The sequence below is a fragment of the Aestuariivivens insulae genome, from assembly GCF_022662195.1.
GTDB lineage: Bacteria > Bacteroidota > Bacteroidia > Flavobacteriales > Flavobacteriaceae > Aestuariivivens > Aestuariivivens insulae.
Genome location: NZ_JAKMCS010000001.1, coordinates 63304 through 84713, shown reverse-complemented (window position 1 = coordinate 84713; position 21410 = coordinate 63304). Strand labels below are relative to the sequence as shown.

Below are 21410 nucleotides of genomic sequence, written 5' to 3'. Positions count from 1 at the left end.
CCATCACCAGAGTTCACATCTCATGTTGACGATTTGTGAACTTATATATCATTTAATTTATGTCAAAATAACTTCGCACTGCAAATATAGGATTTGTGATATTCTAAACAAATACAATTTTGATTTTTTTCAAATGAAGCACCATTGGAACATTTAAGGTGCGGAGCCCTCCAAAATATTAGTTAAACTGTAGCTATTATTCATTTCTAATCAATCAGTTCTATTTGTTGCTCTAACAGATTATACATGCTATACTTAAGATCAATAACTTGGCAAGGCGATCTACCCTGATTTTACCGCACATTGATTGTAAAGTCAATTTAATGTGATTCAGGAAAGAGTACCGGCTTGCCATCCTTAAATTTAATGGTATAATAGGCTCCTCTATAGTATACATGATGCAACTCACTTTCTCCATTAAATGGCCATCTTTTTTTATCCTCAATAATTTTACCATCAAACTGCGGGTTAAAGCCAAAGAAGTTTCTAATAACAGCTTGGGATATCCCAATTCCGGATGAACTCTCTCTATTGTTCCACCCACGTTCAGCAATGCGTACTCTGGCCAATTTATTCAATTTATTTTCTCCCCATAATTCTCTGGCCTGCGCCCAACCACCTTCGTATGTCACAGGTTCAATGTCCCTATAAAACCTCAAAGCGGCCTCCGTATAACCCATTTTATCCATAGCATCCATTGCTTCTGGAATCCATCCATCGAAACTCCCCAATGGCCCATGGTCGGGGCGGTCGGAAAAATCCGCAGCGATGTCATTTAATGACTGGGCCCTCATCCAATTGTTGGTTCGCAATTCCCTATTGAAGAAATCCATCATTTCCTTTTTGATATCCGGACTTACATCGTCTGCAAGGAACTTTCCAAAATAAATAAAATCCAATACGTGGCGAACCTCCACTTTTTTATTGTTGGGGTAAAGACTGTTCCAAGCACCATTGCCCGCATATAATTGAAGAATATCTTCGGTCATCTCATTTGCAAGTATCTCCAATTTATCAGCCTTTTCTTCATTCCCCCTTTGTTTATGGATTTTAGCAGTCTCCCGCATCATCCATACATACCCTATATTAAATGAAGGGACTATATGTTTGTATGTTGGGACACATTCTAACAGATTCCACGCATCTGGGCCAAAATCAGCCAGTTTGTACAATTCGCTTTCGTATCCAGGTTGACCATAGTTAGAAAGATTTTGCCAATTCAAGGCATATTCCTCCATATGCTGTAACAAGGTTTTACCTCCAATCACCTCATCCAAAAACGTATAATCTCCAGTTGTCACCAAATAGTCCCGTATGATTTTGAACAGGCACCAATAATTGGCAGAATATCCATTTCCAACCCCGTTACCGTTTAGATTATCTTGCCCATAGGAAAGATTGGGATCTATCTTTATCCAAGACTTGATATGTTCTTTCATCATCTTTGGGTCGACGAGTGCCCACAAATCCGACCAAATTGCAATATCCCAAAAAAAAGTGGTGGTTGCACCCCATCGGGGACCACCAGTCAAATAAACTCTTTCATGCTGCTTCAAATTGGTATTGAGCAAATATAACATCGTCAATGGCCCCATATAATACACTCTTTTCACCTCTTGATCGGTGGTCTCCAAAATAGGAAAACTACCTGAAACCAAAGCATTATTGGGCGTGAACAATTGCTGCCATTTCTTCTCCCACTCGTTTTTGATGGCATTAAATGATTGATCAAAATGTAGAGACCACTCATCAACCTTACCCATCATATAATCTATATTATCCCCATAGGTCATAAAATACTTGATTACTTTTGATTCTCCAGGATCCAATTCAAAGTTCCATGTGGCTTTACCTCCTGAGTTCATGGATTGAATAGCATCTGGTTTTGTCACCAAGCTGAAGGCACTTACTGCAGGTGTGTTTTTGTCCTGAATAAGAATTGCCTGGTTTTGAATAGTGGCCTTATAGTGCTTGGAGTTCAATACTTCTTCATCGGTCGGCCATCCCTTTGTATTCTTATAAGAATCCTCTGGAATTTGCAAACGCATGCTATCTAATTTCGGATTCCGCTCTTCTGTCCTTTCTCCGTTCCAGTCTGGATATGGATACCACCATTTCCAATCACCTTCGTTATATTGACTGATATATCCTATCATGTCCAAATCGACATGAACCCTTTTTCTTGTCTTGTGTTTATTTTTGATTTCAACTGCCCAGAGAATAGCATCGTCTTCTACCATCATTCGTGTGGAGCTACCTATGGACAAACTATCAATCATTCCTTTCCTAAGTGCCTGATAGGGTTGCCAACGAAACAATGTAGCTTCCGGTGTTTTGTCATTTATTTTCAAGGTTCCAGTGTGATGTCCACCTGAATATGGGGCCGAAACAAACCAACTTACTGATGTAATATCCCTATTGAGTAAAGCCATTCCACGAAAATTACGAATTGAAGGTTCAATAGCCATGGTATCGGTTGACATCCAAATGCCCGAAACTTCATCTAGTGAAGGAATTATATCTTCAATTTTATTCTTTGTGCTTGGACTATGCTTACAATTATATGATAGCAGTACCAAACACAACAAAAAGAAGGTTAGCGGTAATGCTTTTATTGTTTCAATCATATTATTGTCCTGTTATGCTTTAACTACAGTTAGTGAATTCATTTTTGACGGGACGGGCTATTGACTTAGGTTAAGTTTAGCCCAATCTCACTGAAATATCAATACTTTAAATAGAGTATATCTGTTTACCAGTAAGCAAATCAATAGCTAAAATTAAGATGTATTACCGCAAATATTTAACGTATTATTATCCAATGATTAATTTATTTTAACTATAGTTGCTGATTTCAATTATCCTGAATTGATTAATAAAGTTTTTACGGTTTCCAAAGGCTTTATGAAAACAGTGTTTTTTGTTTCCATATTTAATGAATCTGATGCTAGTGGCATATAGGATAAAACCTTTGTTACAGATTGACAGAACTATTGGAATCTAGTTCACTCCTAAATGATATTGGTAAAACTGCCAAGCCTCTCGGGCCACATCACGTCCCAGTTCCAAACCAGCAATATTATCCGCTTGAATGTGATAGCCGCCCAATACTCTCGATATCCCGGCCATTTCCGCGGTTTTACTAAAGGTTGGGAATTTTAATGTTACGGTATCCCCCAAGTTGTCTGGTTCTGTCATGGCACCTGCAACCAATTCCACTTCAGATCCAAACTCATCGCTTCCCGTCCATAGTTTCAAAGCTTCGGCGCATCCGCCACTAATGGTGCTATGTCCTGAGGTATAACTTGGGAAGGGAGGACATAAAAAGGTGTCAGGCGAATACGGTCTCCATTGGTTGCCATCCATCTCTACCATGCCTTTGCCAACGCCACCCCATGCCTTTATCTTTTGTTGGTCATAGTATTCATGAACCAAGGCAAAAGGCCGGGCAAAATCATAGTACATTTTACTGTCCCATGAAGCGATAAATGCATCCATGGCCACAACTTGGTTGTAGAAGAACATTTTCACGTCTTCATCGAGCGTATGGTCATCTCTAATGGATACTTCTTGGGCAAATTTTAACCAGTGCCCTGCCTGCTGTACAGATTGAGGTCCATCACGCATAAACTCCACCAATGCTTTTTGCTCATCGGTAAGGTTGGCCTGCATTTCAATGACTTCCTTTACCTCTTCCTCCAATTGTTTGGACCCTATTTTTGGAGGAGGACCTGGTCGGAACTGGTCTCCGGATTTTAAGGAAATAGGCTCTACCTTGTCCCAAAAAGGAGTGAGACATCCAGGGGCAAATTTTCCACCTTTTCCGTCAGAGAAATATTTGGGCTGCCAACGGTTGGGGTCATTGTTTTGATCTACGGGGTTTACAGGCTCGTACCCGGTATAATCAAAATAAGGCTCACCATTGGAACCTTCTTCCTCTCCATATTGATTGGCTCCATCACCTTTTCTGGCTTCAATGACCGCTTTTGCTGCCAAGTTTCCAATCCCTTCGGGTGTGGTCGGGTCCAAAGATTCGTTGTTTGGGTCGAGGCCCAGCTCCACCATAAAATTGGTAAAAAGCTCTTGGTCTGAATAATAATATTCATTCATGGCCCTGTAAGCGGCATAGCTAATGGCGATTTCCTTGTTCTTAAGAGTTTGCTCATCCGAAGGGCGTCTTTCCACACCATCAAGATAGACCGGAATTGCTTTTTCATCATATCTGGACCACGCATCAAAGATGGAAACAAAAATCAATCCCAAAAACCTAGAGGTAATCGTAGGCCTTGGCTTGAACATTTCAGTATCGTTTGCGGTGGCGGTGATGGCCATTTCGCTCCATTGATAGGCAATGTTGTCCGCACCTTTGGGTTGGATTTCCTGCATTTGTTGATTATTATCGGGATGGTTTTTACCTCTACACCCCGAGATAATCAACATAAAAACCATTAATACTGTAATTCTCATAATATTAAATTCATCTAAGGTTCGATTCTTTTACCTTTCCATTTGTTCACCGGATTCTGAGAGAGTTATAATTTAACCCGACAGACTATGACAGAAGAGATTCAAGAATGTCGAAAATCAGAAAAACCATTTTAGCTGATCAGATTTCCATTCTCATCCCATTTGGCTATAACATTTCTTTTGCTTTGATCAACACATTTGGCCAACCATTCCGGCTCATAGGAAACCCCATGTTGATCCAAGACATCCTGAGGGACTCCGTCCCAAACGTTAGGCATATTTCCTTTATAGCCCAATTCCTCGATACCAATTTTAGATGTGTAGAATCCCGTCATTGTAAGATTACGCACCAGGGTAAAGAAGTTTACCTCAAAAGGACGATCTCGTTCCGAAACTTCTGGGTCATAATATGCAATTCCATCCAATATTGACTTACGTTGTGCTTCAGAGGCCATTTTAAAGCTTGTACCACACTTAATATTGGCTTCATGGTCCAACCACATTAAACCTCCCAATAATGTCGTTTGTATACTTTCCGAATCATAATCCCTTGCCATGAAATCAATGAAGTCTACCACATTGGCATCGGAGGCTCCTTTGAACTGATCGCTTGAAGGCAAAATCATATCACAAAGCACAGCCATAGTTTCTTTTTGGTATTCATTGAAAAAACTGCCTTCCTCCTTGATATCGGCCAATTCCTGATTTTCATATTCGGTACGCCACTTTACGGGATCATGGACGGCTTTTTTTATTGGTAAAGTTTCATCATTTTCTGGCTTACAGCCATTTGCCAGTAGTCCTGTAGCGACAGAACCCAAAACAATCGATTTCAAACTTTTTCTTCTGTCCATAATCTATATATTTTGTTTTTTGAGTTGATCTACAATGTAATCGGAAGCCCGCCACGAAAGTGCCAAGATAGTCCAGGTACAGTTTTTGTCAGCTTGTGATGTGAATACTCCTGCATCCACGATGAACACATTGTCCACATCATGCAACTGCTGATATTTGTTGGTTACCGAAGTCTTTGGGTCGTCGCCCATGCGGGTGGTTCCAACTTCGTGAATGATACGTCCAGGAGTGTGTAAACCATAGTCTTGTTCCCGTCCAGGTTTAGTTCCCAATAACTCTCCCCCCATATTGGTCAAGATCTCTTCGAAAGTATCGTGTGCATGTCGAGCTTGGTTTCTTTCCAAATCGGACCATTTGTAGCGGAATCTTAGCACAGGAATGCCCCATTCATCGACCACGGAAGGATCGATTTCACAATAATTGTCCTTTCGCGCAACGGATTCCCCTCTTGCGGAAACACCCACCACGGCTCCATAATATTTTTTGGCGTCACTACGAAGCATGTCGCCATACCCGCCTACTTTAGTCCCGAAGAATTTGTTAAAGTCGTTTACATTGAAACCAAATCCATAACTTGGCATACCCATTCCGCCCCAGATTTCAAGGTGATAACCCCTTGGAAAATCCAATTTGGAATTATCGCCCCACCATGGTGAGTAAACATGCATGCCACCAACCCCATCCTCATTATAGGAAACTTTCCTGTTCATTAGGTCGGGAATAAACGCCGCTCTATCCGCACCAGTTGAATCATGAAGATATTTTCCCACATGATCACTACTGTTCCCCAATCCATTGGGATGCTGTTCGCTCTTTGAATTAAGAAGGATTCTAGCAGTACTGCATGCCGAGGCGGCTAAAATGACCGTTCTTCCCTTAAGTTGGTACTCCTTACGGTCTTCCTTGTTGATATAGGATACTCCTGTGGCCCTTCCTTCATCATCCGTTGTCACCTCGCGAACCACACTGTTTACAAAAAGATCTACCTGTCCCCTGCTCTTTTGAGCTGGAAATATAAGACATGTACCTGCTGAGAAATCAGCATATACTTGACATGCCCTATTGCACTGGCCACAATAAAAACATACTCCCCTTTGGTCATTTATCCGTTTGGTCAACATGGACATCCGAGAAGGATACACGGGAACCCCGGATTTGCGCGCGCCCTTGATATAGAAAAGCTCATGCAATCGTGGTTTGGGAGGAGGAAGAAAATAACCATCAGGATCGTTTCGAAGCCCCTCATTGGTTCCAAAAACCCCTATCAATTTATCCACCTTATCGTAGTAAGGCTTTACATCATCATACCCAATGGGCCAGTCATCGCCGTACCCATCAATGCTCTTATGCTTAAAATCATCAGGGCCGAAACGTAATGAAATACGTCCCCAATGATTGGTTCTCCCCCCTAACATATGGGATCTAAACCAATCAAACTTGGTACCTTCTTTGTGCGTATAGGGCTCACCTTCTATATCCCACCCTCCATAGGCGGCATCAAAATCACCAAAAGGCCTGAAACGTGTAGCCTTTCCTCTTCTTTCGGATTCCCACGACCACTTTAACTGTGTTTGCTGCTTAGGATCCGCAGGATCAAAAAAAGGTCCAGCTTCTACGATGGCAATGTTTAAACCAGCATCAGCCAAGGTTTTTGCAGCCATACCTCCTCCTGCTCCAGACCCCACAATAATGGCGTCGTATATCTTTGCATTTTCTATTATCTGCATTTCTACTTTTTGTTTATTCTTTTAGGTTATCGATGACTAGGTATTTTATCCACATCCGGAACCCTGATTTTTCATAAATCTTCTTAAATATGCCAACATTTTTGTTCCATTGAGAAAAAAGAAGTGAATTTTGTTAATATTCATTCAACAATGGATAAAATCGATAAAACGACAACATAATTTGAATCTTCTGATAAGCGTTTATTGACTTTGAAGAAGTTCACCCATATCATCTCAATTCATTAATGAGGTTTAGTAGGAAACCGACCCAAATTTTTTCGGGCCAGTTCCCTCCAACTAAAAACTAAACTAAATTACTGATAGCCATATGTTTGACCGTATTGAGGCTCTTTTTTCATTTTTTTACCAGAGCAATGGTATCCAGAACTTTTCGTACTGCATTTTTCATTGACTCATAGTCCTCATGTTCCAAAAGTTCTTTAGATATCAACTTAGAACCTATTCCAACACAGGTGACACCCGAAGCAAACCAAGCCTCAAGGTTTTCCCTTTCTGTACTTACCCCTCCTGTTGGCATAACACATGTCCATGGTTGAGGACCTTTAATCGCTTTTACAAAACTCGGCCCATAGGTAGATCCAGGAAACAACTTTACCATTTCACAACCTAATTCCTCCGCAGCATTTATTTCTGTCAAGGATCCACAACCAGGGGTCCAAAGGACCTTGCGCCTATTGCAAACTATTGCGATATCTTCCCTAAATGAGGGCGTCACAATAAAATTGGCTCCCATCTGCATGAACAAGCTAGCGGCAGCGGCATCGGTTATGGAACCCACTCCCATGATCATTCCCGGAAGTTCCTTCATCGCATATTTATTGAGTTCAGCAAATACCTCAAAGGCATAATCGCCTCTTGCGGTAAACTCCATTAAACGTGCTCCGCCATCATAGCAAGCTTTAAGCACTTTTTTGCCCAATTCGATATCGGGATGGTAAAAAAGGGGGACCATTCCCGTATCCCTCATTGTATTTACTACATCAATTCTTGAAAATTGTGCCATAGTCTCAATTTAGTTTTTTATCGGGCTACCCGTCCAGAAGCGTCTCCGCCCATTAATTTTTCCACTTCGGCAACTGTCACCAAATTAGCATCCCCTTTTATCGTATGTTTCAAGCAGGAAGCCGCTACCGCAAAGTTCAATGCATTTTGGTCATCCTCAGGGTATTTGAGCAATCCATATATCAATCCGCCCATGAAGGAATCACCTCCTCCTACGCGGTCCACAATGTGTGTTATCTGGTATTCGGGTGACTTGTACATCGTCTCCCCATCGTATAGAACCCCTGCCCAAGTGTTATGGGAAGCTGAGAGAGAACCTCTTAAGGTAGTAATCACTTTTTTAGCCCTAGGAAACCTTTTCATCATTTGCTCACAGACCGATAGGAATGCCTCTGCCTTTACATGCTCACCCTGGGTGGTAATGTCCAATCCTTCAGGTTTTATACCGAAGTGCTTTTCGGCATCCTCTTCGTTACCCAGAACAATATCACAATGAGAAGTTAGCTCGGACATGATTTCCTCTCGTTTGGATTCATCACAATAGTTCCAAAGTTTTGCCCTATAATTAAGGTCTGTAGATATGGTCACACCCATATCACTGGCCGCTTTTACGGCCTCCAAGCATGCATCCGCAGCACCTTGTGAAATGGCAGGCGTAATTCCAGTCCAGTGGAACCATTCCACATCCTTAAATACAGAATTCCAGTCCACCATGCCCTTTTCTATCTCGGCTATGGCCGAATGTGCGCGATCATATACCACTTTACTGCCGCGCGAAACTGCTCCGGTCTCCAAAAAATAGATGCCCAGTCTATCACCTCCATAGATGATTTTATCAGTGCCCACACCACGCTTGCGCATCTCCATGAGTGCACACTCCCCAATATCGTTCTTGGGAAGGCGAGTCACAAAGTCCACGGGGACCCCATAATTGGCCAAGGATACAGCCACATTGGATTCTCCCCCACCATATACCGCATCAAACGAAATTGTCTGTGAAAACCTTAAAAATCCAGGAGGTGCCAATCGTAGCATTATCTCCCCAAATGTCACAACTCTTTTCATAATAAAATTCTTTGTATCAGTTTATTTTTTCTTTGTTAGCCCCTGAACGATTGGCTCAAAACAGGTCACTTCATTTTTATTGCCGCCCCAAGTATGTCCAATCCAATAGCTTGGCAAACTCCCAATCTATTCTTTTCTTGCATTTTATCCAGGTCCCAAGTATGTACATTATCTGCGAGCCCCCATAATTCTCGAAACTGCTCTATATATTTCTTGTCTGCATCAACTGTCGTAAACTCAGCGGAAAATTGATTGTTGGATATATCCCTGGTATTCCACACGGCCTCCAATGTCTTCTGTATGGGCAGGTTCCAGTCGATTCCCGTCATCTTTCTCTCTTCATCCGCACTGATATACCGAAGAAGGATACCCCGTCCCGCAACATAATCATTGCCGTGTTGTGGTCCAAAACTTGACAGGCATGGGGCTTCTCTAATAATATGGTCACTATTTCCTACAAGTGCTTTCTTGACGCCATTACCCAATTTTTGAATTATGGAGTTAATCCGGGCTCTGAAGTCCATTTCATTGAATTCCGGGTCAAGACGATTCCTTCCGATATAGGAGCCAAGATGTGAGCTCAGCCCGTACATATCGGTCAATGCCGCTATTAACATCCCTTGATCCCCTGACCATACCCAACCTTCTGCCCATGGCGGATGTATTTTTTCCTGATAATCAGAACCCTCAAAAAATGCCATCGGTCGCTCTTGTACCATAGCAGCTGAAGCGGATATCTCTTTTAAATATTCATACTCCTTTAACTTAAACCACTGATCAAACCATTTCCATTGTTTGTAGGCCATTTCAAGATACTTATCGTTGTCCTCCATCCCTTCAGTGAGTGTTAAACGATAAATCCGTGAAGAAAGAAGGAACAGCAGTACGTTCGTAACAGTATTTTTTACCCCCTTGCTATCGCCATTGGCATCACCGTTCCTGCATCCATGCGGCACGGGGTTTCCTGTCTCGGAATGGTCATAGGCGGTCTTCTTTTTATATTCCCAACATAAATCCACCGAGAGTTTCAAATATTTGTCGGCAAGTTCCTTGTCCCCCATATTGAGCAAATGTTTGCGCGCGTTGAGCCCCATTAAGCCCCACCAACCAAAATCATCCGCCCATAGGGTCCCAGGGTCATAGCTGGCAAAGAAGGAAAGATTTTCTTCCAACATGTTGCGAACTTGGTCTTGAATTACATTGACTTCGTCATTGTCTGGCCATCTTTGAACCATTGCTGAAACAAAGACCAGACAAGCATCAAAAGTGTTGCCTCGTTTCCAAAAGTCTTGGAAATCCCATACCTCTGAAAATCTTTTGAAAGCTTTGATGGATTGCTCCAAGAGTTCCTTGTCCTCGTCTTTCCCGTTTGTTGATGCTCCGCAAGCCGTAAGAGCACCAGCAGCCGCTAGCAAAATGCTGTAACTACCTGTTGCCTTTACAAATTTTCTTCTTTTCATGACTGTATTGGGTTTTGCTTCATTATTTAAATTTTAAGGTCTCAATGGCGTTATGCCCCACTTCTATGGAAATGGTGTTGTCCTTCGCCCTTAATTCACTTTCTGTTTTTTCTATCAAAGAGGTACGCCATGCCCGGTCCACGGTATTGAAAACATTGATTTTGGCTTCGGAATCCTGTCCATCGGCCTCAAAAATCCTCATAACAACTTTATTATCATCCTCTGCTTTCTTTAAGGTGCTGATAACCAAATTACTGTCGCTGACACTAAAGAAGCTTTGCTTGTTGGGCAGTACACCTATCCTATACCGAACAGGATCCACTACCTTTTGAAATTTTTCGTTATGGGCTGTTCCAAATTGACGTCCGTTCCTCCACCCTGGCTTGTGGGATGTCAGACTGAACGAAAAACTGTGGTCACCGGTTTGATGGTAATCGTTGCCTTCATGATGACAACTCTTTCTAGAGGCCAACAGAATGGGCTGTAATATTGTTTTTTGGCTCAAAGAATCGGTAGGGTCTTGCCAATCAGCGGTGACGACTGAGGAAGCAATGGTCACGCCATAATCCGAATCACTGGCTGAAATCCAATTACCGATGGCTCTTGGACGTATTTTGTTGACTTCCCCTTTATAAAATTCACCTCCCGTTCCTTCCAACTCATCCTCACCTACAGTTACTGCACCAAAAGGGACTTCGTACGTCACCTTTCCGTTGTCAAGATCAAGTGGGAAGGCGATTCTGAATTCACGGAACATGGTACCGTTCCAATTCAAAAGATCCACATCAAAATCAATTTTCTTTGTAGTATGGTAGAGTTTGACTTTCATTTCAACAATGGCATCTTGCATGGGCTGTCGCATTACAATCGATGTGAACACAGGCCCTTCTTCCTGAATGGACCACTTGGTTTTGGACGTTGACAGTCTATCAAAGAATTTGGTATCCGGCTGCTGCACCTCGGAGAATTCCCCAGCTCCGTTTCCCACGGAGTTCAAAGCAAAAATCTCCCCCGCTTTGAATTTACGTGAGTCTATAAGTTCAACGCCAAGCTCCTTATCGAAGATTCCTTCCAAACCACCGTCACCAAAGCGCAATCGATAGTAAGCATTCTCAATGGTATTATCAAAATCAGTAGACACTATAGAACGTTCATCTTCTGATAGTTCCATATAGAATGTTTCAAATCCAATGGATGGCACTTTTTGGGCCTCAAAATTTATTCTTACGGATTTAATCGAATTGTCAGGGTAACGTTCCACGTGTGATTTTTGAAACGGAATCGCTTTATTCAAGCTGTTGAATAGTTTGAACCCATAGGCCTTAGCCTGATCGAACTTGATATCAAAATTCACGATACCGCTTCGATTCCAACTTAAACTATTGAAAACCACAATAGGTATTCCCTTTTGATCACCATGTTCAATCCTTCCAGCAATATCTGTAATTGATGATTCGAGCACGCTGTTGGCCTCAGACCTCGCATAAATGAATTTTTGTAAAAATGTACGATCGGTGACATCCCCTCCTTTACCACCCCATCCATGATCGGGATAAATCTTTGCCTCCCAGGCTCTTTTTAGCTTTTCGGCAGGATACTTGTCAAAGCTTCCATCCAAAAGCGCATTGATTGTGGCAAACTTTTCTGCCTGGGTTAGTAAAATATCCCCTTCCCTACTGGCCTTTAAAGCTTGCTGATGGGATGCTCCATGTATATAGACCCACATATTGGGACGCTCTCCTTTGATTACCTTCTCTGGAAGGGTTGTCTTTTCCACTTTTTCAAAGAATTCATCAGCGGTTGAATGGATTATCTTTGGCAAGTTGATCTTAATTTTTTTTCTACCAGCAGCTGTTATGTACTGAATCCCGTTCCACTTTTTAATAAATGGCTCTAAATTTTCCACAGGGGTCTGGTCCCAAATGAACTCATAATTAAGCATAACGGGCATTACAGGGTTTTTCGTTGGCAAGTTGTTATATAAGGTGTACCAATCCACAGCATCTCTGGCCATTTTTTGTATGCCTTCTTCATCTTGCATTCCCAAAAGGTTGTAAAAATCCATATAATGATTCCCCGGACTATAGCATGTTACTCGTGAACCATCAGGTGACTCCCAGTAGAACAATCCCTTGATATGTCTACTAAAAACAAAGTTTTCCACTCCAGCCTTTTTTGCTAATTGAGGCATTTGCATCGTTCGGCCCGGTACGTCAACATTGTAGTACGTGGAGGCTTGGTATCCATTAAGGTTATCTTCCATCCACTTTGCGCCCCAATAGAATTGCCTGGCAAGTGATTCTCCTGAATACATCCCTTCGTATGCCTGAACGTAGGCACCACCAATCCCTATCCTTCCTTGGTCAATAAAATCAATAAAGGCTTCTCTTTCTTCGGGATGCCGGTGAAGGTATTCCATGACAATGGAAGATTGTTCTATATCCATTTTAAAGTCGGGAGCTTCCCTTAGCTTTTCAATATATGGGGTCAACCATTTTTCATCCCGGTCAATTTTACAAATTTCAGGTTCATCCAACCAAGCAATATCTTCATGCGTGGTGTTGAACAACAGAATGTGACCGTCTGCCAATTTTGACTGTGACAGTGACTTGAGGAGCTCATAAGTGTCCACCTCAACATTTAGGGTTTCTTGTGCTGTCAACGGATGTAGACCCATAAATGATACTACAAGTACAATGGAAATTATAACCTTTTTCATAGTCTGCTAGTTTTCTTACAGTTATTGTTAATTTGTGCTTATCGTGTCAACGGTATCATTCGTTCTTTACCATGGCCAGTGCTGCTTTCATATATCCCATGGCATAGGACATTCCTGCGTACCACGGAGCACCACAGTTCATTTGCGGAGTATGGTCTGGTATGAGCACGCCATTGAAATTGTTCTTTTTTAGAATCCGTAAAATCTTGAACATATCAATGTCCCCTTCGTCGACAAACACTTCCTTATAGTTGGGTACCTTACCCTTTACATTTCTAAAATGGATGTAGGATACCTTGTTCTGCTTGGTATACTGGTCTGTTGCCTCGTAAACATCCCCTTCCGTCATTTCTGCTATTGATCCCAAACAGAACTCCAGTCCATTGTTCGGGCTTGGTTTCAATTCGATTAACCTTTGATACATATCCGGTTGAAATACCAGTCTCGGTGATTTTCTAACAAAGGGCATGGGAGGGTCATCGGGATGGGCAGCCAGCTGTACCCCAGCCTCTTCAGCCACAGGGACCATTGCATCCAAGAAATACGCTAACCTGTCCCATAATTCTTGATGGGTTGTCTCAGGTAGGTTCCCTTCCTTTGCATTCTCGTCATAGACCATGTTCCATACCATCCCATTCGGTATAGGGGTTTGATCAACAGCTCCTTCCATTCCAACAGAGACCGCCCCACCTCTTGCATATGGGCCAATATTTCTTGATGACACCCCTGCAAGTGAAAAATTATACCCAAATACTGGAATACCGGCCTGGCCAACGTTTCTGATCAACTGCTTTAGATTTTCAAGCTGCTCGTCTCGTTTAGGTCCCCCCAAAAGAACATCGTACCAATGTGCTGGATCAAAATTTTCAATGGCCTCCAATTCAAGTCCATGTGCATTGATTTCCTCCTTGATGGCTTTTAGCTCCTCATAGCTCCATATCTCGTCCTGTTTTCCTGCTTTTCCCCATCCACTGGAGCCCCCAATAGGTTGATCTGCACTCTTATCGTTGTGACCAAAATAATCGACCATATGTATCACCAAATGGGTAGCTCCACACTGTTTGGCAAATTGGTAGTGCTGCGAATTGAGCATATGTTTGTATAATCCGAATCCTAATTTCATAGCTGCGCTTTTTGTTTTAAAAATTTTGTGATGTCATCGGCTTCATAACCGCAAAAGTCCCTAAGAATTTCTTCAGCATTCTCATTTAATCTGGGCGAGGGTCGGTAAATCCTTTGTGGAGTTTCACTGAACGAGACCGGAAAACCAGTTGTTCTGACCTTACCGATTGAAGGATGATCTATTTCTATTATCATTTTATTGTGCTTGATTTGTGGATCATTCACCATATCGTCCAAAGTGTTTACCTGCGAGCACCATATATCCTCCTCCAGCAATAGATCCAACCATTCCCATGTTGCCTTTGTCTTGAAAACAGCACCAAAATCAAACCGAATTTGATCACGGTTCTCAATGATATTGTTTGAGATGAACGCTTCAGAATTATACTTTTCCAGCCCCATTACTCGAGCTAATTTTTGTACAGAGTTCATTCCGATGGCTATATAACCATCCTGGGTATGGTACAATCCGTATGGTGCCCCTACCCACGGATTGGGAATTCCACTTTCACTGCGATCAGGACTTGACCCTTTGTGAAGAAAAGCGGTTATTTCTTGAATATGGAATCCTACGATGGAGCTTAAAAGGTTCGCTTCTATCTTTTGTCCCTTCCCACTTGTATATCGAGCTTGCAATGCTGCCAATATGGATTGGTTGATAAATAGACTGGTCAAAAGGTCGGCTTGTCCCACGGCGGTTACCACTGGAATATCATCCTTTTTACCATTCAAGGATGGAGCCCCACTAATGGACTGAGCCAATAAATCTTGTCCAGGACGTTTTAGATAAGGACCTGATGATCCATATCCAGAACTGGAACAATAAATCAATCTGGGGTTAAGTGCTGACATGTCCTCGTATCCCAATCCCAATCGCTCCATCACCCCTGGTCTAAAATTCTCAATAAGAATATCTGCTTTTTGGATGATTTTTTTTGCTGCTTCAAGGCCTTTACCATCTTTTAGATTAAGTGCTATGCTTTTTTTGTTTCGGTTAAAGCTTACGAAAGAGATACTTTCGCCAGCAGGATACAGGTTTCCATAGGAGTAATGTCGCATCCAATCCCCTTTTATTGGTTCTATTTTTATAACCTCCGCACCCATATCGCCAAGCATTTGGGTAGCCCAAGGACCTTGCGCCAATTGTGTGAAATCCGCAACTATCAACCCATCCAAAGGTCCTTTATTTGTTGTTTTATCATACATACTGAATCGGTTTAGTTATTCAACGCCTAATTTGGAAAAACGATACAGGAGGGTGATTTGATGTCTTTGGTACGATAACGCTCTACCAATTCACCTGTATCTATTGTTTGATATACAACTGTATCATGTGAATTTTGATGACACGCAATCAGCCACAGACCATCCGGGGTCAAATTAAATTCTCGAAGTTCTTCCCCATACGTGTATTGAATGTGGACAACCTCGAGTTCAGACCCAGTCACCTTAAATACTGTTATGGCCTCTAAGCCTCGATTGCCGACATACAAGAACTTACCGTTAGGATGCATTCGTATGGCTGATGCGCTCGGCTTATCCATAAAATCATCGGGCAATGAGGAGTAGACCGCCACCTCCTTGAGCTTACCTTGGGCATATTGTAAAACACCAATATTTGCCGTCAATTCATTGATTACGTATGCTATGGTCCCTTCCTTATTAAAGACCATGTGTCGAGGACCACCACCGCGCGTGACCACGCAGTCATTCTTTTGATTGGGCAATACCATTCCTTCTTCAAAGGAATAGGCCTTAATGGTATCTATACCCAAATCACAAACATAAATATCCTTCCCGTTTGGATGGATCGTTGTTTGATGGGCATGAGGCCCTTCCTGCCTCTCCCTATTGATACTCTTGCCGTGATGATAAAAATTATTCACCACTTTTCTGATACCCACATGATCGTCTGTCAATAAATGAATTATATTGCCTGTTGCATAACAAGCAACCATAACATGGTCTTTATGGGCCAAAATGTGGCATGGAAATCCTCCGATGATACGCTGCTCATCAATCAATTCCAATGAAAAATCCTTTTTTATCTTGAAAGATTTCACTTTAGGGTCTTTATCCTCTTCGATTTCCGTAGCACAGAATATATAGTTAGAGTTGGAATCAACGGCGAGGTAGCTAGGATTTCGTTCCATAATGCTGTGCACTAGATTCAATGCTCCGGTAACCGTATCAAGTTGAACGGTATAAATACCCTTGCCAATGCCTCCAAACTCTGGTATTGGATATTCTGTATAACTTCCCATATAAAATGTCAACATCATATCTGTTAGGTTTTAGCCATAAATTTTTGAATGGCTTTTTGAGCTTCGTCACGATAAAATAAATCTAGTACAACTCTCCCCTCCTCAGCTATTTTTTTATTAAAATCGATAGGGGAAAGACTGAGGTTTGCCAGTTTTTTTAACTCCCCTATTGCCTTGGTTGGCCTTCGCGCCAATTTATTTGCAAAGTCCAACACCTCATCTTCAAACTTTGAATCCTCGTAAACATGGTTCACAATGCCCCAATCCTCAAACGTAGATGATGTAAATTGCGCCCCTGTAAATAGTATTTCTTTGGTTCTGTTGATTCCTATTTTTTGTATCAGCCGTTGTGTTCCTCCTCCTCCTGGAACCAAACTTAAGAACACTTCGGGCAACCCCATTTTTGAACTTTGGGAAGCCAAAATCATATCACAGGCAAGTGCAATTTCAAAACCGCCCCCAAGAGCAAACCCATTAACAGCCGCCAACCAGGGTTTAGGAGCCTCTTCTATACATCGGTACAATTCGGTTCCTTTTTCTTGAAAAGATTGAAACTCTTCTGGTGTTTGGTTTGTATATTCCTTGATGTCGGCCCCCGCCATAAATGCTCTTCCATTGCCCGTAATGACACCTACAAGAACATCCTCTGTTTGATTCACCTGCTCGATACCCGCAATAATCTCATCCATCATTTCTCGGTTCATGGCATTCAGTTGCTCTGGTCGATTAAACCTAAGAATGGCTACTTGCCCGTGTATTTTAATGTCTATATTTCTAAATTCTTTCCCCATATGCAACTTCCTCTTTAAAAATTTCATTCAAATCCTTTACTGCTTTCATTGATGGAGTGTCCTCAATAAGAGCTTGGTGCAATAGATCGGCTCCTTGTTCTTGAAAAGAGTTCCATCCAGCATATTGGGGTCGAACATAGACTTTCTCCATAGTTTTCAGCGTATTACCAAAGAAATTATGGCAAAGTGTATTGTTGGCTTTATCATGCCAGGCTTCCAAATGACTGGGCTGGCCTTGGCTCTTGGTATAAACTCCCTTTTGTGTTTCCCCACTGGAAACATATTTGGCATAGGCCACGGCCCATTCTGGGAAATCCGTTTTTGCGGAGACGGCCAGTCCCACTCCACCCAATATTGTAGATATATCGGTTCTTGGATTCGTTGGACTGTTTTGAAAAGTGATTATATGATTCCTGAAATTATCCCTTGAATAATTGGTATAGCCAAATAAATACGGTGCGCAAACAATATCATCGGTAGTCCCCATCCTATCCAATATCTGTATGGGGTTCCAATTTAACGACTCTGGATGGATGAATTTTAGATGTTCTTTGAGTTCATCGAGGACTGTGGTGCCAATTTTTTCATCAATTCCATTTTCTTGGATAAAATCAAATCCCCCATCTTGCGCACAAAGTGTTAAAAATGCACACCATAGGTCTGTTGGGCAAAGTGCCCAGGCCACTTTGAACTCTTTGGGGACCCTCTTGTAAAAATCAAACAGCTCTACCCTAATGGTAGGCCGCTTCAACTTTAAGTTTGTCATTAGGTCATCCCGGTATGCCGCCACCAAAGCGGCAGCATCAATCGGCAATGCATACAAATGCCCTCCAAATCTATACGATTTATACGTAGGGCCAACGGATTGCTGTTCCAACTCCCTTAAGAAGGTGTCTGGAAGATAGTTCTCTAAAGAAAGCAACAACTTGTTTTCATGTGCCTGCCCCATATAGGGATGGTCTATGGTAATTAAATCATAGGTCTCAATCAAATCCTCAATGGGCATATCACCAAATTCTTTCAAGGACCTAATATGCCAATCAATGGAAACGCTGGGGTTTCTAGTGGAAAATATCTTTGAGGTTTCCCTCAATGGTTCATATCCTCTAGGATGATCCCATGCAATTCCCTTTAATTTTATCTCCTTCATCATAGGCTCAACTCGCATTAATATTCTCGTTTTGGTCTGGGATCGTACTGAATGGTGCCGTTCATATATGATCCATCAACATAAATGTCCGCACCATTTATATAGGAAGCAAGGTCGCTTGCCGCAAATACAACAACTCCGGCTACATCTCCTACTTTACCAATTCTTCCTTGGGGAATCCATTTTTCAAATTTGTCCTTACCGAACTTGGAAATTTCAGCGCGATTCATATCCGTTTCAATTGCTCCAGGGGCAATGGATACAACACGTATGTTTTTGTCCGCTAGTTCCAAGGACAAGCATTTGGAAAACATTTTCAAACCTGCCTTAGCAGTACAATAATGGATGAGGCCTTTTCTCGGAACTTTATCATGAATAGAGGAAATATTGATGATAACCCCACCTCCAGATTTTTCCATTCGCAATCCTGCCTCTTTGGAACATAAAAAGGGGCCTTTTAAGTTGACGTCTATAACTTTATTCCATTCATTTTCAGACAATTCCAAAACATGGTCAATGGTCTCACAACCCGCGTTGTTGACGAGAATGTCGATGTTTCCAATACTATTGTCCATTTTCTTGAACATTTCGGATACTTCCTTGGCATTTGCCACGTTAGCACCAACACAAACGGTTTTTACCTTGTACTCGTTTTCTATTTGCAATGCCAAGTCATGTGCCTTTTGCTTATTGCTATGATAGTTGATGGCAACGTCTGCACCACAACTTGCCATTTGCTTGCATATTTCAGCTCCAATGCCTTGACTTCCCCCTGTAACCAATACCCTTTTCCCTTCTAAATCAATGTGATTCATAATAAATTATTAATTAGTGGTGATTTTGGTTTCAGTTTGAAAATGCTCTTTTACCTTCTTTCTAAACAGCTCCAGTTCAGACGGTCCCAAGTCATAATGCTCAAAATCATCAATATGGGTGTTGGACTTTTCCACTATGATAATCTCGCAGTCTTTCTTCATTACGATATTGTGCCACACCTTTTTTGGAATATTATAAGTAACCATTGGTTTCAATAATTCCATGTGGTATTCTATTCCCCTGTCATGAATTTCCGCAGCAACCAAAACGGCCTTACCCTTTAATAGTATAAATGCTTCGTCCGTAAGGTTGTGCCTGTCCAATCGCGTAATATTTTTGATGTCCTGTTCGGGCATAAAATTCAATTGTGCCACTTGCCATCCCTCTCTAATCAGAAAAGGGCTATATCCTTGCCCATTTGTATAGTAGGTCTCTATCATTAAGTTTTGTTCTTCTTTTAAATTTTTATTTTGATCTTGTTTCAACCACAGTTTTTCGATCTGCTCAAGGGTTTTGCCTTTGGTCTCTGGCACAAATTTCCATATAAACCAAATGGCAGGAACCGTTAGGGCGGCATAGATGAAAAATGTTCCTGATGGACTTATTTTTTCTATTAGAATTGGATTGGTCAGCGTAACCAGAAATCCAGTGAACATTAATACAAAGCTTCCAATACCAACGGCCAATCCCCGTATACGAGTGGGAAAGATTTCACTAATGATGACCCAAACAATGGGACCATAGGAAAAAGCAAAACTAGCCACATATAACAAAAGTGGAATAATCACATATGCTGATCCAAGGGCGAAAAATAAACCTACCCCTGACAACGAAATAAATGCACTTATAACACCGACCAGCAGCAATTTTCTCCGACCAAATTTTTCTATATTAAAAATGGCGACAAATGTGAACGCACAATTGACTACCCCCACCAAAATGGCGCCCAAAAATGAACTTTCCACATTATCCACGGATTCATTGATAATGTTGGGGGCAAAATACATAATTGCGGCAATACCGCTCAGGTGAGAAAACATGGGGAGTAGAATACCTATCAACAACGGAATACGTAAATAAGGCTTTTTCAGCTCAATGAAGCCGTTGGATTCCTGTTCAGGCATTTCCTTAATCTCCGCCATTTCCAACTCTGCTTGTTTTATGCCATAGAGTTTTACCATGATGTCCTTGGCTTGTGCATATCGTTTCTTGGAAATCAACCACCGAGGGGATTTTGGAACAATCAATAGCAAGGTCAAAAACATGATAGCAATGGGAACTTCTGTGCCAAACATGCCTCGCCAGAGTTCCTGGACAAATATCCACTCAAAAAAAGTGGTTCTCTGTTCCGATATAATTCCAGCAGCATCTCCTGCATTGCTCAACACGATCCAGTCGACCATAAAAGCCAATAATATCCCAAGGGTAATAGACAACTGATACAGCGACACCATTCTTCCCCTTGATTCCGGCAGGGAGAGTTCAGAGATATATATTGGAGCCACAACAGAAGTAATTCCAACTCCAATACCACCAATGATTCGCACTATGATAAGAAAGTGAAAAGCCGCATCTATTTTTGCTGTTATCCAAAAAGGATGCTCCAAATCCCCTATGAATTGCGGTGGAAGCATAGATCCCAAGGCGGAAAGGGTCAAACAAAGGGCCGCCACAATCAAACTTTTTTTTCTACCCAGCCGATCTGTAATGCCCCCAGCTAAAAGACACCCAAAGATGGTTCCCAACAAAGCGGAAGATACAATCCACCCTAGTTCTGCCGCGGACAAAGTGAAATGTTGCTCCAAAAATGAGTTGCACCCGGATATGATAGCCGTATCATAACCGAAGAGAAAACCCCCAATGGTGGAAACAAAACTGACAAGAAGTAAATAGTTGGATTTATTTGTGTTCATGATTGTATTAGGGTTTTTATCAGTGTCATGACGAAATG

At 41.8% G+C, this 21410-nt stretch carries 15 protein-coding genes; all 15 read right to left on the bottom strand.

Annotated features, from left to right (window positions below):
- Positions 1–320 precede the first annotated feature (320 nt).
- Positions 321–2627, bottom strand: coding sequence for a hypothetical protein (locus tag MR062_RS00265; RefSeq protein ID WP_242202047.1), 2307 nt, complete (start codon positions 2625–2627; stop codon positions 321–323).
- Positions 2628–3000: 373 nt separating this feature from the next.
- A complete protein-coding gene (locus tag MR062_RS00260) occupies positions 3001–4467 on the bottom strand; it encodes a vanadium-dependent haloperoxidase (protein ID WP_242202046.1) in 1467 nt (488 codons plus the stop codon).
- A 131-nt stretch (positions 4468–4598) separates the two neighbouring features.
- On the bottom strand, positions 4599–5321 hold the full coding sequence (locus MR062_RS00255) for a gluconate 2-dehydrogenase subunit 3 family protein (RefSeq protein WP_242202045.1): 723 nt from the start codon (positions 5319–5321) through the stop codon (positions 4599–4601).
- A gap of 3 nt (positions 5322–5324) precedes the next feature.
- Positions 5325–7049 (bottom strand): GMC family oxidoreductase, encoded by a 1725-nt coding sequence (locus MR062_RS00250; RefSeq protein ID WP_242202044.1) that lies wholly within the window; start codon positions 7047–7049, stop codon positions 5325–5327.
- 355 nt (positions 7050–7404) lie between these two features.
- Complete coding sequence (locus MR062_RS00245) at positions 7405–8073, bottom strand: bifunctional 4-hydroxy-2-oxoglutarate aldolase/2-dehydro-3-deoxy-phosphogluconate aldolase (protein WP_242202043.1); 669 nt, start codon at positions 8071–8073, stop codon at positions 7405–7407.
- Between the two features lie 17 nt (positions 8074–8090).
- The gene (locus MR062_RS00240; RefSeq protein ID WP_242202042.1) at positions 8091–9137 is read right to left on the bottom strand and encodes a sugar kinase; all 1047 of its coding nucleotides are present in this window, start codon (positions 9135–9137) and stop codon (positions 8091–8093) included.
- A 65-nt stretch (positions 9138–9202) separates the two neighbouring features.
- On the bottom strand, positions 9203–10597 hold the full coding sequence (locus MR062_RS00235; RefSeq protein WP_242202041.1) for a glycoside hydrolase family 76 protein: 1395 nt from the start codon (positions 10595–10597) through the stop codon (positions 9203–9205).
- Positions 10598–10619: 22 nt separating this feature from the next.
- Positions 10620–13316: a glycoside hydrolase family 38 N-terminal domain-containing protein gene (locus tag MR062_RS00230; RefSeq protein ID WP_242202040.1), complete on the bottom strand. Its 2697-nt coding sequence runs from the start codon at positions 13314–13316 to the stop codon at positions 10620–10622.
- A 55-nt stretch (positions 13317–13371) separates the two neighbouring features.
- Positions 13372–14439 (bottom strand): mannonate dehydratase, encoded by a 1068-nt coding sequence (locus MR062_RS00225; protein WP_242202039.1) that lies wholly within the window; start codon positions 14437–14439, stop codon positions 13372–13374.
- Entirely contained in the window at positions 14436–15614 is a 1179-nt protein-coding gene (locus tag MR062_RS00220) for a CaiB/BaiF CoA transferase family protein (protein ID WP_242202038.1), read from the bottom strand. The genes MR062_RS00225 and MR062_RS00220 overlap by 4 nt, the downstream gene beginning before the upstream one ends.
- 56 nt (positions 15615–15670) lie before the next feature.
- Positions 15671–16720, bottom strand: a complete 1050-nt coding sequence (locus tag MR062_RS00215; protein ID WP_242202037.1) for a lactonase family protein — start codon at positions 16718–16720, stop codon at positions 15671–15673.
- A 5-nt stretch (positions 16721–16725) separates the two neighbouring features.
- The gene (locus tag MR062_RS00210) at positions 16726–17493 is read right to left on the bottom strand and encodes an enoyl-CoA hydratase/isomerase family protein (protein WP_242202036.1); all 768 of its coding nucleotides are present in this window, start codon (positions 17491–17493) and stop codon (positions 16726–16728) included.
- Positions 17477–18646: an ABC transporter substrate-binding protein gene (locus MR062_RS00205; protein WP_242202035.1), complete on the bottom strand. Its 1170-nt coding sequence runs from the start codon at positions 18644–18646 to the stop codon at positions 17477–17479. Before MR062_RS00205 ends, MR062_RS00210 begins: the two co-directional genes overlap by 17 nt.
- 14 nt (positions 18647–18660) lie before the next feature.
- Entirely contained in the window at positions 18661–19458 is a 798-nt protein-coding gene (locus MR062_RS00200) for an SDR family NAD(P)-dependent oxidoreductase (RefSeq protein ID WP_242202034.1), read from the bottom strand.
- Positions 19459–19467: 9 nt separating this feature from the next.
- A complete protein-coding gene (locus tag MR062_RS00195; RefSeq protein WP_242202033.1) occupies positions 19468–21372 on the bottom strand; it encodes a sugar porter family MFS transporter in 1905 nt (634 codons plus the stop codon).
- Positions 21373–21410 lie beyond the last annotated feature (38 nt).

Coding starts and splice junctions, on each gene's coding strand:
- MR062_RS00195 (WP_242202033.1), bottom strand. CDS start 21,372: ATGAACACAAATAAATCCAACTATTTACTTCTTGTCAGTTTTGTTTCC.
- MR062_RS00255 (WP_242202045.1), bottom strand. CDS start 5,321: ATGGACAGAAGAAAAAGTTTGAAATCGATTGTTTTGGGTTCTGTCGCT.
- MR062_RS00245 (WP_242202043.1), bottom strand. CDS start 8,073: ATGGCACAATTTTCAAGAATTGATGTAGTAAATACAATGAGGGATACG.
- MR062_RS00250 (WP_242202044.1), bottom strand. CDS start 7,049: ATGCAGATAATAGAAAATGCAAAGATATACGACGCCATTATTGTGGGG.
- MR062_RS00210 (WP_242202036.1), bottom strand. CDS start 17,493: ATGGGGAAAGAATTTAGAAATATAGACATTAAAATACACGGGCAAGTA.
- MR062_RS00215 (WP_242202037.1), bottom strand. CDS start 16,720: ATGATGTTGACATTTTATATGGGAAGTTATACAGAATATCCAATACCA.
- MR062_RS00205 (WP_242202035.1), bottom strand. CDS start 18,646: ATGATGAAGGAGATAAAATTAAAGGGAATTGCATGGGATCATCCTAGA.
- MR062_RS00230 (WP_242202040.1), bottom strand. CDS start 13,316: ATGAAAAAGGTTATAATTTCCATTGTACTTGTAGTATCATTTATGGGT.
- MR062_RS00235 (WP_242202041.1), bottom strand. CDS start 10,597: ATGAAAAGAAGAAAATTTGTAAAGGCAACAGGTAGTTACAGCATTTTG.
- MR062_RS00260 (WP_242202046.1), bottom strand. CDS start 4,467: ATGAGAATTACAGTATTAATGGTTTTTATGTTGATTATCTCGGGGTGT.
- MR062_RS00240 (WP_242202042.1), bottom strand. CDS start 9,137: ATGAAAAGAGTTGTGACATTTGGGGAGATAATGCTACGATTGGCACCT.
- MR062_RS00200 (WP_242202034.1), bottom strand. CDS start 19,458: ATGAATCACATTGATTTAGAAGGGAAAAGGGTATTGGTTACAGGGGGA.
- MR062_RS00265 (WP_242202047.1), bottom strand. CDS start 2,627: ATGATTGAAACAATAAAAGCATTACCGCTAACCTTCTTTTTGTTGTGT.
- MR062_RS00225 (WP_242202039.1), bottom strand. CDS start 14,439: ATGAAATTAGGATTCGGATTATACAAACATATGCTCAATTCGCAGCAC.